General features: G+C 46.8%; 11 protein-coding genes and 4 tRNA genes. 12 read left to right on the top strand and 3 right to left on the bottom strand.

The features are described 5' to 3' along the window. Nucleotides 1–39: 39 nt before the first annotated feature. Nucleotides 40–1,401, top strand: a complete 1,362-nt coding sequence (locus AC1U9Z_RS11665) for a metallophosphoesterase family protein (RefSeq protein WP_333531912.1) — start codon at nt 40–42, stop codon at nt 1,399–1,401. Continuing rightward, nucleotides 1,402–4,359 (top strand): SMC family ATPase, encoded by a 2,958-nt coding sequence (locus AC1U9Z_RS11670; protein WP_333531911.1) that lies wholly within the window; start codon nt 1,402–1,404, stop codon nt 4,357–4,359. Between the two features lie 66 nt (nt 4,360–4,425). On the opposite strand, the gene AC1U9Z_RS11675 is transcribed toward AC1U9Z_RS11670, so the two are convergent. Both AC1U9Z_RS11675 and AC1U9Z_RS11680 read right to left on the bottom strand, forming a co-directional pair. Next, on the bottom strand, nt 4,426–4,746 hold the full coding sequence (locus AC1U9Z_RS11675) for an AzlD domain-containing protein (RefSeq protein ID WP_333531910.1): 321 nt from the start codon (nt 4,744–4,746) through the stop codon (nt 4,426–4,428). Next, entirely contained in the window at nt 4,710–5,414 is a 705-nt protein-coding gene (locus AC1U9Z_RS11680; protein ID WP_333531909.1) for an AzlC family ABC transporter permease, read from the bottom strand. The genes AC1U9Z_RS11675 and AC1U9Z_RS11680 overlap by 37 nt, the downstream gene beginning before the upstream one ends. Nucleotides 5,415–5,701: 287 nt before the next feature. Between AC1U9Z_RS11680 and AC1U9Z_RS11685 the strand changes: the two genes are divergently transcribed. From AC1U9Z_RS11685 to AC1U9Z_RS11700, 4 genes are all read left to right on the top strand, one after another. Continuing rightward, a tRNA-His gene (locus tag AC1U9Z_RS11685) sits at nt 5,702–5,778 on the top strand. 13 nt (nt 5,779–5,791) lie between these two features. Next, nucleotides 5,792–5,866: transfer RNA gene (locus tag AC1U9Z_RS11690), tRNA-Gln, on the top strand. A 7-nt stretch (nt 5,867–5,873) separates the two neighbouring features. Continuing rightward, nucleotides 5,874–5,949 (top strand) — tRNA-Lys (locus AC1U9Z_RS11695). 12 nt (nt 5,950–5,961) lie between these two features. Continuing rightward, a tRNA-Leu gene (locus AC1U9Z_RS11700) sits at nt 5,962–6,046 on the top strand. Nucleotides 6,047–6,111: 65 nt separating this feature from the next. Here AC1U9Z_RS11700 and AC1U9Z_RS11705 read toward each other — a convergent pair. Beyond that, a complete protein-coding gene (locus AC1U9Z_RS11705; RefSeq protein WP_333531908.1) occupies nt 6,112–6,342 on the bottom strand; it encodes a hypothetical protein in 231 nt (76 codons plus the stop codon). Nucleotides 6,343–6,805: 463 nt separating this feature from the next. Here AC1U9Z_RS11705 and tig point away from each other — a divergent pair, with 463 nt between their 5' ends. The 6 genes from tig (at nt 6,806) to yihA (ending at nt 15,307) form a co-directional block, all read left to right on the top strand. Next, on the top strand, nt 6,806–8,113 hold the full coding sequence (gene tig, locus AC1U9Z_RS11710; protein WP_333531907.1) for a trigger factor: 1,308 nt from the start codon (nt 6,806–6,808) through the stop codon (nt 8,111–8,113). 73 nt (nt 8,114–8,186) lie between these two features. Next, nucleotides 8,187–8,774: an ATP-dependent Clp endopeptidase proteolytic subunit ClpP gene (gene clpP, locus AC1U9Z_RS11715; RefSeq protein ID WP_333531906.1), complete on the top strand. Its 588-nt coding sequence runs from the start codon at nt 8,187–8,189 to the stop codon at nt 8,772–8,774. A 19-nt stretch (nt 8,775–8,793) separates the two neighbouring features. Further along, nucleotides 8,794–10,044 (top strand): ATP-dependent Clp protease ATP-binding subunit ClpX, encoded by a 1,251-nt coding sequence (gene clpX / locus AC1U9Z_RS11720; protein ID WP_333531905.1) that lies wholly within the window; start codon nt 8,794–8,796, stop codon nt 10,042–10,044. A gap of 306 nt (nt 10,045–10,350) precedes the next feature. Beyond that, nucleotides 10,351–12,066: an ATP-dependent protease LonB gene (gene lonB, locus AC1U9Z_RS11725; protein WP_333531904.1), complete on the top strand. Its 1,716-nt coding sequence runs from the start codon at nt 10,351–10,353 to the stop codon at nt 12,064–12,066. 215 nt (nt 12,067–12,281) lie between these two features. Continuing rightward, nucleotides 12,282–14,711: an endopeptidase La gene (gene lon, locus AC1U9Z_RS11730; RefSeq protein WP_333531903.1), complete on the top strand. Its 2,430-nt coding sequence runs from the start codon at nt 12,282–12,284 to the stop codon at nt 14,709–14,711. Then, a complete protein-coding gene (gene yihA / locus AC1U9Z_RS11735) occupies nt 14,708–15,307 on the top strand; it encodes a ribosome biogenesis GTP-binding protein YihA/YsxC (protein WP_333531902.1) in 600 nt (199 codons plus the stop codon). The genes lon and yihA overlap by 4 nt, the downstream gene beginning before the upstream one ends. The last annotated feature ends 93 nt before the right edge of the window (nt 15,308–15,400 follow it).

The following is a 15,400-nucleotide window of genomic DNA, read 5'->3' on the forward strand; positions in this document are numbered from 1 at the left end:
GGACAAGCAGGAATCTTGTGAAAAAAGGAAGTGCAAACCATGTCAGCACTAAAATTTATACATTGTTCCGATATTCATTTGGGCCGCCAGCGTCTGGGCGGTAAACTGCCCGATGATGACTTTGCTAAGGCCCTAGACTATATTGTACAGTATGCCCTGGAGCAAAGGGTGGATGGTCTGCTGCTGGCGGGGGATTTATATGACTCCCCAAATATTCAGCCACCTATTTTGCGGCAGGCCACCACCTGTTTGCTGCCTTTGCAAGAAGCGAATATACCGGTCTTTGCCATTGAAGGCAACCATGACCGGGCCACGGTGACCGGGGAAACCCATACCTGGGTGCGTTATTTAAATGATATAGGACTGCTTCACCTACTGACCATACCCTTTCAGGCCGAGGGACCTGTGCTTACCCCCTGGGATGAAAAAACCAGAAGAGGTTCTTATATCGACTATAAAGGTGTCAGGATCGTTGGTGCCGGTTACTTGGGGGCTGGCACCATTAAGAGGGCACGTCTTATTTGGGAGGCCATGACACAGTGGCCCAAGGACTCTGTCAGGGCCACTGTGATGCTGCTCCATGCTGGACCGGACTATATGGTGCAGGAAGGGGGCGGCTTTGCCAAGGAGACATTGGAATTTCTTCATCAGCAGGTTGATTACTTGGCCCTGGGACACATACATAAGCCCTTAAACCACGGCGGGTGGGCCCTTAACCCAGGTTCCCCGGAGCATGTAAGATTGGAAGAGAGCCGCTACGACGGGCAGCCCAGGGGTATGGCTCTGGTAGAAATTGATCCCACGGCAATCAACCCTCTGCAAAGGGCGGAAATTCTCAATGTACCCAAAAGAAGAGTCATCAGCCTGCGTTATGATTGTTCCCCCCACGGCAACAAAACGAAACGGGCAATGGATGGTATTCAGAGGGATCTCAGCAGTTTATTAAAAGAGGCGGGGGCCGGGCCAGAGGATGCGGTGCGCCTGGAATTGACCGGTGCTGTAAATTTGGGGCGGATAAGATTGGATACCGATGCCTTGGCCTCCTACCTGGAAGAAGATCTGCCCGTATTGGCGGTTGAAATAAATTCCGGTGCTTTACAGTTGGCTAACAGCGAAGGGTTAGAGGCCCAAGGGGCGGCTGCCGTACCCACCCGGGAAGCCCTGGAAAGGGCGGCCATTTATGATTTAGTATTGCATAATCCCCTGGTGGGGTTAGAGGAACAAGCGAATATCTTGGCAGGGTTATTTCATCAGTTTAAAGAGGATGTGCGCAGCCAAGTTGGTTACCAGGAAATTCGTGAAAGGCTTAACAGCAGTGGACTGGTGGAGCGTTTGGTACAAGAGGCATTGGCTGAGCAACCACGACGTGCGGTGGCAACGGCAAAGGAAGGTGAGGACTAGATGTGGGTGCAGAGGATCCGACTAAAAAATATCAAAAGCTATGGTGAAGGGGCGAATGGTGAGGGCATTACCATTCAGCTAGAACCAGGTATTAATCAGATTGCGGGGAAAAATGGAACAGGCAAAAGTACCCTTATCGAAGCCATTGGCTATGCCCTTTTCGATGCGGAACCTGTGCGTGGCAATGCCAGAATGGCTAAGAATACCTATCTCTTAAGAAATGGCAGTAAAGCCGGTGAGGTGGATGTTTGGGTCTGGCACGAGGATTGCTTGTACCGGGTAGAGCGGGATGTAGGCAATGGCGGACGTCGCTGGAAGGTGGTTCGGCAGGATGATGACTTTATCGAAGCAGAAGGGGAAAAAGAAGTTAAGGACTTTATTGCTAACCTGGCCGGGGTGGAAAATTCCGAACGCTTGGCTGAGGTTTACCACAGTCTGTTGGGTGTCAAGCAAGGACGTTTTACCATTCCCTTTGATCTGAAGCCCAGCGAGGCCAAGAACCACTTTGACCCACTATTAGATGTAGATATTTTTCGCCAGTGTTTTGAGTACCTCAAGGGTCCCTGTGATGAGGTTCGGCAGGAGATAGCTAACCAACGGGCAGTTATTAGCGGCTTAGAAGGGCAAATATCCCAGCTTCAAGATGCCCCGGAAAAATATGAGGAGGCCGTCAAACAAAGGGTTACTCTGGAGGCGTTAGTAGAAAAAAGCCAACAGCAGCAGCATCATGCGGCAGGCCAATTGGCACAGTACGAAATTCTCATGAATAACTATCAAGCAGCACGGTTAAAGGTCAGTGAGGCTAAAAACTTGGTTGCCCAGGCTAACAATGATGCTGCCACTTGTTCTACCAGGGTGGAGGAAGCCAAGCAGGCCAATCGGATGCTTCAACAAAATCAGGCAGCCTACCAAGCCTACCTAGAGCTAGAACAACAAATTAGTGTTTTAGAAAAGGAACGTCTGACCCGGGATCAAATCCAAAAAACCCTAGCCAACGGACAAAGGGAAGAAATGGGTCTGGCCAGGGATTTGCTGGCTAAAGGGCAGGAAGGGCAGCGGGATCGGGAAAATGCTGCCCAGAAGCAGCAGGATTATCAAACCAGATGGCAGCAGCTTAGCCTTCGCTTGGAGCAGTTCCAAGCCGGGGAGTCAGACTGCCAATTGGCTTATAAACAGGCCGAAGAATTACGCAAGCATCTGGCCAGCATTGTGGAATGGCTAAGGGGTATGAGTGCGGTAAATAAACCGGCCATTGAACAGCTGGCAGATTTGGAGCAAATATTACAGCAGCTAAATGGAAAAATAGCCGGCCAGTTAGCCCAGGCAAAAGAAGAACTTACGAGGCTTGAAGAACAGGAGCAGCAATGTCGCTTGGAGTTAGAAAGAACCCGCCAAGCGAAGGCTGTTCTAGAACAACAGTTGGCCAGATTATCTGGCGGACAATGTCCCTTGCTGGGGACAGCTTGCAACCAGTTCAACCCGGCTAAGTCCAAGGCAGACCTAGATAGCTTGACTCAGAAGTTTCAACAGACAGCTATCGCGCAGAAGGAAGCTTTAAAACTGGTTGCCGAGGCAAGAAAGCGAGTAGAATACTTGCTGGCAGAGGAAAAAAGTCAGCTGGAGAAACAGGCTAGGGCCAGTCAGTTGGCCAAAGGCATCGTGGGGCTATATGGGCAGCTGGTGGATGTCCGGGGTCGGGCGGCGGCAGAGGTACTGGCCAAAGTTTTGCAATCCGGCGGTGAATTACCCAAGTTAAGTGGCGGCGTGGCTGTAACTTCAAAAATGAAAGTGGCCGGCTACCGGGCTGCGGTGGAAGAAATGAAGGCTTTGCAGATGGCCCTTTATGAGCGTTATCAGGGATGGCAGCCCAGCGTGGAGAAACGGTATAAAGCAGCCCAGGATACATTGGCCCAGCGGGTGGGACAGAAAAAGGAGTTGGCGGCGGAGGAAACAGCCCTAAAGAACCTGACAGAGGAAATTAAGAAACTTAATCAAAGGGCAGCCGAGTCAGAGCAAAGGGCCGAACGGATTGAAGCCCAACTAAACAAAATTCGCCGGGAGATAAAGAATTTGCAACAGCAATTGGCACCCTTTCAGGAGCTGGACAACAAACTGGCCTTAGCCACGGCAAACAAAGCCAACCATCTGCCGGGCTACACCTTATATTTGCAAAATCAGCCTGTGGCGGCAAAACAGCAGGCATATCTCACGATGCTGCAGGAAAGTCAAGACAAGTTAAAGGGGTTACAGGCAGAATTGATAGAGTGGGAGCAAAGGTTTCAGCAAGCAGAGGCGGCCTATAATCCAGCCAGGCATAAGGAGCTAAAGGACACCTATGCCAAGGCAAACCTTGCTCTTGGGGAAGCCACCAGCAAATTGGCCGAAGCTGTGCGGTTGGTGAAAGAACAGCAGCAGCGGGTCAAGGTTATGCAGGGGTTGCTGCAGCAACGGGAGGAGCAGTACAGAGAGTTGCTCCGTTTACAGGCCCAGGAAAGTATTCTTGAGCGGGCAAGGTATATTTTGAAAAATGCCCAGGAACCGGTGGCCCGCAGCCTAACTGCTCGGGTGGCAGCCCAGGCCCAGGTTATCTACAATACGATGAGCAATGAGGCGGCACAGTTTCACTGGCGCTCGGGAGATTACAGCCTTACGGTCACCACTGTGTCCGGGGAGAAGCGCTTTACCAGCCTGTCCGGTGGCCAGCAAATGAAGGCTGCCATGGCCATGCAACTGGCCATGGTCAAGGAATTTTCCCAAGCAGGTTTCTGCGCCTTTGATGAACCCACCTATGGCTTGGATGCAGAAAGCCGCAATATGTTGGCCGAAGCCATCGGCAAGGCCCAGGAAGAATGCAAATTTGAGCAACTTTTGCTGGTTTCCCATGATCAAGCCTTTGATGACAAAGTAGAGCATGCTTTAAAACTGGAATATTCACCCATGGAGGGGACGAAACTATAGCCATGAGTCATGATTAGCCTTTAGCTGTTAGCGGATCGTTTTTAGCTAACGGCTAATTGTTAACAACTAAAAGGCCTGATTTAACAATACGACAGTCAACATACCAGTTACCACCGTCAGGAAGATACTTTTGGAAAAATACCCGGCTAGAAAACTGGGAATGGCTGCTAGGAGATAGGTGTTGGACAGGTTCAGGCTAAGCTGACCATTTTTTAAAAGTAACTCAGGTGCCAACAGGGCAGACAAGACAGCCACTGGCACATAGCTAAGCCAATTCATTACGCCCTGGGAAATATTCATACGGGATAATACGGCCAGCGGCAGCATCCGGGGAATGTAGGTAACCACCATCATGCCGATAATGACTGCGAGGACTTTTCCATCCATTGATCGATTAACACCCCAATCGTTGCAGATATTATAGTGGCCAAAATAATATTCCAGCTACCCGCGGCATTTAGCTTGATACCAATGGATAAGGCGGCGGAAATAATAATTACGGCCAACATTTTCTTGTGTTTTACTTGTAAAACCAATAGAGCGATAAACATAGCCGGTAGGGCGAAATCCAAACCATATTTTTGTGGGTCAGGGATAAAATTACCCATCACAGACCCCAGCACGGTGCTGGAAAGCCAAGCCAGGTGAGCGGTAACCAAAAGACCAAAGAAATATCCTTTATCCTTCTTTTCACGGGCCACAGTGGCAACGGAAATTGCGAAGGTTTCATCCGTAATCCAAAAGCCCAATAAGGATAAAAGCTTGGCACTCAAATGTTTCATATAGGGTGCCAAGGAGGCAGTCATTAATAGGTGCCGGGAATTAATTAAAAAAGTGGTTAAGACAATGGTACCAAAGGAAGCCTGGGCTGCTAGCATGCCTGCTCCGATGAACTGGGAGGAACCGGCGTAGACCAGCAATGACATCATAAAGACCTCAAGGGTAGTCATACCAGATTGAACCGCCAAAACACCAAAGGCCATGCCAATGGGAAAATAGCCAAAGACAACGGGCAAAGCTGCTTTAAAACCCTCTTTAAACTGGGATTGAGCCATGACTAAGACCCTCCTAAAAACAAATGTACATTCCCTATGATAACAGAATTTAGTTAGTTAAGGTTAGTTTAGTTTGCGAAAAATAAACACCTGAGAAGCACCCAAAGGTCTTGACAATACATGTCAAACTATATATAATCAGTAATTGTTCGCAGCAAAAAGCATGATCGTTTAGGCAATAGTAATAAAGGTTATGAGAAAATAATTTGTTGAAATATTGCTTGACAATGATGAATGACTTTGATAATATAATTTCTGCGAGTCACCAAAGTCAGCAACGCTTTGTGGTGGGTATAGCTCAGCTGGTTAGAGCGCCAGATTGTGGCTCTGGAGGCCGTGGGTTCGAGTCCCATTATCCACCCCATTTTATACTATATTGGGGCGTCGCCAAGCGGTAAGGCACCGGACTTTGACTCCGGCATTCGTTGGTTCGAATCCAGCCGCCCCAGCCATTAATAGGATCCATTAGCTCAGTTGGTAGAGCACCTGACTTTTAATCAGGGTGTCCCGCGTTCGAGTCGCGGATGGATCACCATCAGTTTTATATGCGGATGTGGCGGAATTGGCAGACGCGCCAGACTTAGGATCTGGTACCGCGAGGTGTGGGGGTTCAAGTCCCTTCATCCGCACCACAAATAAAAAACACCTGATTAATCAGGTGTTTTTTATTTTTTTGATTTTTCGTTCGGGATAGTGGTTAAACCTTAAATTTTTCGTTCGGGTAGTCTAGGGATTCTACTATTTGGCTAGCATAGCAAGTTGAGCAGACATGAACCTGCTTGTAAATACAGATAACATGTTTATGACAGGCCCATTGACCACAGATACTACATTGCTCATGACAGTGTGAACATACTTCATCGCCGCATACAGAACACTCTAGTAATCGATCGGTTTCCTTTTGGCAAATTGAACAACCATTTGACATAGCAACACCCTCTTTATAATATAATGTTTTAAAATTCAGTCAATTTTTAATTATCTAACTAATTTATACAACAAAATTATTTATTTCACAAGACTTGAAATCTAATTAAAAAGATGATATATATTCAAGAAATTAGAAAATAAAACCTTTAAAAAATGGAGGAAAAGGAAGCCCTAAGCAAATGTTTTGCAAAGAAAAGACATTATGGTATAATTGGAATGATATAGGATTGCCAGGGTTATGCCCTGGTATTTTAATTACTGAGGTAACTGGAAAAAATTACCCTTTTTGACTGTAAATGATTCGACTTCAGCAGGAGTTGGATAACCTTTCGTAGAAATAAATATAGTGTTATGCCTATATTTGGTTACACTACAAACAACGAGGGTTGCAGTCCTGTGGGAGGGTGTAATTTCAGTAAACAATAATAATCCAAAGGATATTTAAGGAGGAACACTTTATAATGAAGGCCACTGCAGAAAGAATTGATAAAAACACCGTCCTTTTAGAGGTTGAGGTAGAACAGGAAAAAGTTGAGCAGGCTTTGGATAAAGCCTACCGGAAAGTTGTTAAGCAAGTTAACATTCCTGGGTTTCGTAAAGGAAAAGCTCCCCGGGCAATGGTAGAACGTTATGTAGGTTCCGAAACTTTATTTGGTGAAGCCGCTGAAATGATTATTCCCGAAGCTTATATGGAAGCTTTAGAAGAAACTGCCACCGAGCCCATTGACCAACCCCAAATTGATATTGTACAGGGTGAAGCTGGTAAAATCTTAATTTTTAAAGCCACTGTAGAAGTAAAGCCGGAGGTAACCCTGGGCGAATACAAAGGTTTAGAAGTAACCCAACCTGCCGCAGAAGTAACGGATCAGGACATAGAGAAGGAACTGGAACGTCTGCAGAATCGCCATGCGAAACTTATCACAGTGGAAGAAGGAGAAGTGCAAAATGAAGATGTCACCCTCATTGACTTTACCGGCTATGTAGACGGTGAGGCCTTTGAAGGCGGTCATGCCGAAAACTACTCCCTAACCATCGGTTCCAATTCCTTTATCCCTGGTTTCGAAGAGCAGCTTGTGGGAGTTAAGCTTGGTGAAGAAAAAGATATCAACGTTACTTTCCCGGAAGAATACCATGCAGAAAATCTGGCCGGCAAACCAGCAACCTTTAAAGTAAAAATTAATGAAATTAAACGCAAGGAACTGGCACCACTGGATGATGAGTTTGCCAAAGACGTAAGCGAATTCGATACATTGGATGAATTAAAGTCAGACATTCTGAATAGATTAAAAGAAAATGCCGCAAAAGTGGCCAAGTCTTCCATGGAAAACGGTGCAGTGGAAGCTGCGGTTGCTAAAGCAGAGGTTGAGATCCCAGCAGTTATGGTAGACCAAAAGGTTGAAGAAATGATTAACAGCATGAGCCAACGTCTGGCTCAGCAAGGCATTAACCTGGATCAGTATTTCCAATATACGAACACCAGCATTAATGACATGCGTGACCGTATGAGACCAGATGCTGAAAGAACAGTTAAAAGTGAACTGGTTTTAGACGCCATTGCCAAGTCTGAAAATATTACTGCCAGTGAAGAAGAATTAAATGAGGAAATTCAAAAAATTGCTGAATATGTTAAACAGGATGCGGAAATTGTACGTAAGACACTGGAATTACAGGGTGAGCTGAGACATATTAATCTAGATATAGCCCGCCGTAAAGTTGTTAATTTCTTGGCTGAAAATGCTAAAGTGGTGGAAGGCACCAAAGAGGCCTAGATTGAATATATTGGCAATGTAAGCCCTAAAGCCGTAGATAGGGCTAGATAGATATTTCAAGGAGGCGATAGACTTGTCGGGCTTAGTACCAATAGTAGTAGAACAAACTAACCGGGGCGAGCGAGCATACGATATTTATTCAAGATTATTGAAAGATCGTATTATCTTTATTGGTGGACCCATTGACGACCATATTGCCAATCTGGTAATCGCACAGTTCTTATTCCTAGAGGCTGAGGATCCTGAGAAGGATATTCATTTATATATCAATTCTCCGGGTGGGGTTGTTACTGCTGGATTGGCGATTTACGATACCATGCAGTATATTAAACCCCCTGTATCCACCATTTGTTTGGGTCAAGCTGCAAGCATGGGTTCCTTCTTGCTGGCCGCCGGAGCAACTGGCAAGCGTTATACTCTTCCCATGGCTAGAATTATGATTCACCAACCCCTAGGTGGCGTGCAGGGTCAGGCAACGGATATTGATATTCATGCCAAAGAGATTTTACGCATGAAAGACCTGTTAAATGAACGGTTGGCCCACCACACCGGGCAGCCTCTGGATAAGATTACCAGGGACACTGAGCGGGACTTCTTTATGTCCGCTGAGGAAGCTAAACAGTACGGAATCATTGATGAGGTGATGCCGTATAGGAAGTAAAGATAAAAGAGGTGGAAATATGTTTAACGAGAAAGGCCAGCTCAAATGCTCCTTCTGTGGCAAGATGCAGGATCAGGTAAAAAAGCTTGTAGCCGGCCCCGGTGTCTATATCTGCGATGAATGCATCGAGTTATGCAATGAAATCATCGAAGAAGAATTAAGCGATGACTTGGGCCTGGATATGGGTGATTTACCCAAACCCAAAGAAATCAAAGCCATTTTGGATCAGTATGTAATTGGACAAGAAAGTGCAAAAAGACAATTGGCTGTGGCAGTATACAACCACTACAAGCGGATTAACCTTGGGGGCAAAGTTGAAGACGTGGAGCTCTCCAAGAGCAATATCGTTATGCTGGGGCCCACCGGTTGTGGTAAAACATTACTGGCCCAGACACTGGCTCGCTTGTTAAACGTGCCCTTTGCCATCGCCGATGCCACCTCTTTAACCGAGGCAGGATATGTTGGTGAGGATGTGGAGAACATCCTGCTAAAACTTATCCAAGCAGCGGATTATGATGTTGAAAAGGCTGAAAAAGGCATTGTCTATATCGACGAGATTGATAAAATTGCACGCAAATCGGAAAATCCCTCCATTACCAGGGATGTTTCCGGCGAAGGTGTACAGCAAGCTTTACTAAAAATCCTCGAAGGCACAGTTGCCAGCGTACCACCCCAGGGTGGGCGCAAGCATCCCCATCAGGAATTTATCCAGCTGGATACCACCAACATCTTGTTTATCTGTGGTGGTGCCTTTGACGGCATTGATAAGATTATCCAAAACCGTACCGGTAAAAAACAGCTTGGTTTTGGTGCAGAAATTCAAAGCCAAAAGGATCGGAAAATTGGTGAAATCTTAGCCAACATCTTGCCGGAAGACCTTTTGAAATTTGGCTTAATCCCCGAATTTGTAGGTCGTCTGCCGGTTGTGGTTACCCTTGACGCCCTTGATGAAGATGCTCTGGTTCGTATTTTGACAGAACCCAAGAATGCTCTGTCCAAACAGTATCAGAAGTTATTTGAACTGGATGGCGTGGATTTGGAATTGCAGCCTGATTCCTTGCGTGAGGTGGCTAAGGAAGCGCTAAAACGCAAAACCGGTGCCAGGGGCCTCAGGGCCATCATGGAAGAAGCGATGCTGGGCATTATGTATGACATTCCTTCCCGTGATGACATCTCCAAGGTTATCATCACCAGGGACGCCATCTTAAAGAAAGGCGAACCACTGCTCATCACCATGGATAAAAAGAAGAAAAAAGAAGAAAGCGCATAGATTAAGGGTCAAAGCACGGGGAAATCCCCCGTGCTTTAGCTTTTCGCTTTTTTAATTAGCTCTCTCTGAGGATGACGTCACGGAGTGACAGGGGGAGTAAGCCACCAATGTCATTCATGATTAATAAAGGTAATAGCTGTCAATTAATGGACTATGGCCATCGCTTACCCCATAGGAATGCCTCAAGGAAAAAAGCTGACGGCTAATACCCAAAAGAAATACCCTAAATCAAAAATCCACGTGTAAAATTTGGTCCTTTTAGCAATAATACAAAAGAAAGAGTTCGCTAAAAGGAGGCATCGTATTATGGGGGAACTTACCGGCCTTGGGAGTTTTCTCACCTTTATACAGGTATTTTTCGCGGTGGTTATTGGTCTTTATTTCTGGAACTTGCTGAAGCAACAACAGGGCAATAAAACCGCCGTAGAAAGAGAATCCCGTAAAGAGATGGAAAAACTGCAGCGTCTGCGGGCTATTTCCTTGACTGAACCGCTGGCGGAGAAAACCAGGCCCAAAAATTTTAGTGAAATCATCGGCCAGGAAGAGGGCTTAAAATCCCTGCGGGCTGCCCTCTGCGGGCCCAATCCACAGCACGTTATCGTCTATGGACCCCCGGGGGTTGGTAAAACAGCTGCGGCCAGATTGGTGCTGGAAGAGGCTAAAAAAACACCCAGCTCTCCCTTTAAGGAAAATGCAAAATTCTTTGAGCTGGATGCAACCACTGCTCGCTTTGACGAAAGAGGTATTGCGGACCCCCTGATCGGTTCGGTGCATGACCCGATCTATCAGGGTGCTGGGGCCATGGGCATGGCAGGTATTCCTCAGCCTAAGGCTGGGGCTGTGACAAAGGCCCATGGGGGTATGCTGTTTATTGATGAAATCGGGGAACTGCACCCCATCCAAATGAATAAGCTGCTAAAGGTATTGGAAGATCGCAAGGTCTTTTTAGAGAGTGCCTACTATAGCTCTGAGGACAATAACATACCAACCCATATCCATGATATCTTTCAGAATGGCTTACCGGCGGACTTTCGCATGGTAGGGGCAACCACCCGGACGCCAGAGGAGATACCCCCGGCCATTCGTTCCCGCTGCTTAGAAATTTTCTTTCGACCACTACAGCAGGAGGAAATCAAAAAAATTGCTGACAATGCAGCAAAGAAGATTGGCTTTCCCTTAGAGGAGGGGGCACTGGACGTTATCAAACGCTATGCCACCAATGGGCGGGAATCTGTCAATATCATTCAAATTGCCGGCGGTATAGCCCTGACAGAGGATAGAAAAGAGATTTTAGTCAGGGATATTGAATGGGTCCTGCATAGTGGGCAGTATACACCGCGACCGGAGCGCAAGATCAATTCACAGTCTCAGGTTGGTGTAGTCAATGGCCTGGCCGTCTATGGACCCAATATGGGTATCGTCTCCGAAGTGGAGGCAACGGTTATCCCCGCTGCGGCTGGTATGGGTAAAATTATTGTGACCGGGGTAGTGGAAGAAGAGGAAATCAGTGGCGGAAGCAAAAAAGTACGGCGCAAGAGTATGGCCCGCAGTTCGGTGGAAAACGTGGTGACAGTACTTAGGCGGGTCATGGATGTGAATCCCCAAAACTACGATATCCATGTAAATTTCCTTGGCAGCGGCTTGGTGGATGGTCCCTCAGCCGGTGTCACCATTGCCACAGCCATTTACTCAGCCATCAAGGGTGTAGCCGTCAGCAATACCGTAGCCATGACCGGCGAAATTTCCATTCGTGGCTTGGTAAAACCCATCGGTGGTGTGGTGGCCAAGGTAGAGGCAGCCAAGCAGGCAGGGGTTAAGAAGGTTTTAATCCCCCGGGAAAACTATCAGGAAATATTTAAAAATATGGAAGGCATTGAGGTTGTACCCATAGACACACTAGAGGAGGTCGTTCAAGGGGCACTGGTGGAACAGCCTGAGAAAAAAATCCAGTGGGAATCGCTAAATTCCAGTTTGGATCTACCAGCGGCAGCCTTTTTGGCTGGGGAATCTGCCAATTCCTGATAATTTAAAAAACATTTGAGAAATATAGGTTTTCCTGTTAATAGAATAATTTTAAATTTGCTTGATCAAGCTTCAAAAACCCAGCGTATGCTGGGTTTTCTCTGTTAATGGTAAATTATTGTTGTGGCAGTGGATAAAACTTTTATGTTATTATAACCTTATTCTTAGTAACTAATCAGCCAACATATGTTTAGAATATACAAGGAGGTGCGGCAGTGAATTTTGAAATTAAATCGTTACCCTTGCTTCCACTGAGGGGTATTTTAGTATTTCCCTATATGGTTATACACCTTGACGTAGGAAGAGAAAAATCAATCCAAGCCATTGAAGAGGCAATGGTCCAAGACAAAATGATTTTTCTGGCAACCCAAAAGGAGGCTCAGACCGATGAGCCCACAGTGGATGATATTTATCAGATCGGGACAGTGGCAGAAGTAAAGCAACTGCTAAAACTTCCTGGGGGAACCATTCGAGTGCTGGTGGAAGGCATCGCCCGGGCCAAGATTAACAACTATGAATATCAAGAACCCTATTTTAGAGTGAAAGTGGAGCAATATACCGAAGAATTCGAAAAGAGTGCCGAAATTGAAGCTCTGATGCGGAACCTGGTTTATCAGTTTGAGCAGTATGTAAAACTCTCCAAAAGAATTCCTCCAGAAACAGTGGTTTCTGTGGTTAATTTGGAAGAACCTGGACGTCTGGTGGATATAATTGCTTCTCACTTAGCCCTAAAAATCGAAGATAAACAAAAAATATTAGAATCCATCGAGATTGTGGACCGACTGGAAAAACTCTGTGGCATTGTGGCCAGGGAATTGGAAATCGTCGAGTTGGAACGCAAGATCAACATTCGGGTTCGCAAACAGATGGAAAAAACCCAAAAGGAATACTACCTGAGAGAACAGATGAAGGCCATTCAAAAGGAATTAGGTGATAAGGAAGATCGGGTGGCTGAGTGTGAAGAACTCAGGGAAAAAATCGCCAAAGCAAAACTTCCTAAAGAAGCCGAAGAGAAGGCTCTCAAGGAAGTAGAGCGTCTGGAAAAAATGCCGCCCATGGCAGCCGAGTCCGCTGTGGTACGCAATTACCTGGACTGGATGTTAAGTTTGCCCTGGAGCAAGGGCACCAAAGATCGCATCGATATTAACGCCGCAGAGGCTGTGTTGGAGGCCGATCACTACGGCCTAAAGGATCCGAAGGAAAGAATCATCGAATATTTGGCTATCCGTAAGTTGGCTAAGAAAATGAAAGGACCCATACTTTGCCTGGTGGGCCCCCCGGGTGTTGGTAAAACCTCCCTGGGTCGCTCCATTGCCAGAGCTCTGGAGCGTAAATTCGTAAGAATTTCCCTCGGGGGTGTCAGGGACGAGGCGGAGATTCGTGGCCACCGGAGAACCTATGTCGGTGCCATGCCAGGTCGGGTTATCCAGGGTATGAAAACCGCCGGGTCAAAAAACCCAGTCTTCTTGCTGGATGAAATTGATAAAATGGCTAGCGATTTCCGAGGTGACCCTGCCTCTGCCCTATTGGAAGTACTAGATCCTGAGCAAAATAGTACCTTTAGTGATCATTACATTGAGACACCCTTTGATTTGTCCAATGTTATGTTTATCACCACAGCGAACAGCATGTATTCCATTCCAAGGCCTTTATTGGACCGGATGGAAGTTATTCAGATTTCTGGTTATACTGAAGAAGAGAAACTGCAAATCGCCAAACGTCATTTACTGCCCAAACAGATCAAAGATCATGGTTTAACCGATCAAATGATGCAGATTTCGGATAATACCCTGTTAAAGGTAGTACGTGAGTACACCAGGGAATCTGGAGTTAGAAATCTGGAGCGCAAGCTTGCCTCCATCTGCCGTAAGACAGCTAGGAAAATCGTAGCAGGTCAGGCGGAAAAGGTGAAGGTTACCACTCAAAATTTAGAGCAATTCCTGGGCATTCCCCGTTACCGTTATGGGGTAGCGGAACAAAATGATGAAATTGGTACCGTTACTGGTATGGCTTGGACCGAAGTGGGCGGTGATACCCTGGTTATTGAGATTACCACCTATAAGGGAACCGGTCGTATGACCCTAACGGGTAAATTGGGTGAAGTGATGAGGGAATCTGCCCAGGCCGGCTACAGCTTCATCCGCAGCCGTGCCCACGAGTTAGAAATTGATCAAGAGCTGTTTGAAAAATGGGATATGCACATTCATATTCCCGAGGGGGCTGTTCCCAAGGATGGCCCTTCAGCCGGTATTACCATGGCCACAGCGATGGCTTCGGTGCTTACCGGTCGGAAGGTGCGCCACGACATTGCGATGACCGGTGAGATCACCCTGCGGGGCCGTGTGTTGCCCGTGGGTGGTATCAAGGAAAAGGTTATGGCGGCTCACCGGGCAGGTATTAAATTAATCATTATGCCCAAGGATAACAAAAAGGATCTGGAAGACATTCCAGTTAACATTAAGAAGCACCTGGAATTCATCCTGGTGGAGCATATTGATCAGGTGTTGGAAATCGCCTTGTTGGAAAAGGAGATTGACCATACCACCACCATAATGGAACCAGAAGCAGCCCTGATGGATAATCCGCATCTTACAGCGGTGGAAACCCAGGAAGTTCAGCAAGGAGGAACCCAGCTACCGTCGTGAAAATAACAACCGCTTCATTTGTAACCAGTGCAGTTAACCCCGGGGGTTACCCCCCGGGGAATTTACCCGAAGTAGCCTTTGTGGGCCGTTCCAATGTGGGGAAATCTTCCCTCATTAACAAAGTGGTAAACCGCAAGGGATTGGCCAAAACCAGCAGCACCCCCGGCAGAACCCAGCTCATAAATTTTTTTAATATTAACAATGACCAATTCCTCATGGTGGATTTGCCCGGTTATGGTTATGCCAAAGTACCATTAGATGTGCGGGCTAAATGGGGCAAGATGATTGAAGGCTACCTTAAGGAACGGGAAAACCTAAGGGGAGTTGTGCTTTTACTGGATAGCCGTCATACACCCACGGCCCAGGATAAGCAAATGTATGAATGGTTGCAATATTATCAGGTACCCACGGTGGTGGTGGCCACCAAGGTGGACAAATTATCCAATAATCAGTGGGCCAAACAACAGGCAGTGATACAGAAAGCCCTACCCCTGGCACCGGGACATCGATTGGTGGCCTTTTCTGCGGAAACAGGCAGGGGCAAAGATGATTTGTTAGCCGTGCTGGATGATTGGGTACATAGTGAAGAAGAGTAAAGGCTGCTGGATGATTCCGGCGGTCTTTTTTTGCTTTTAGCCATTAGCCGGGAGCACAAAAGAACCGTCCCCTTGTGCTCTCTGTAATGCATG

The sequence above is a fragment of the Desulfotomaculum sp. genome (genome assembly GCF_982386235.1).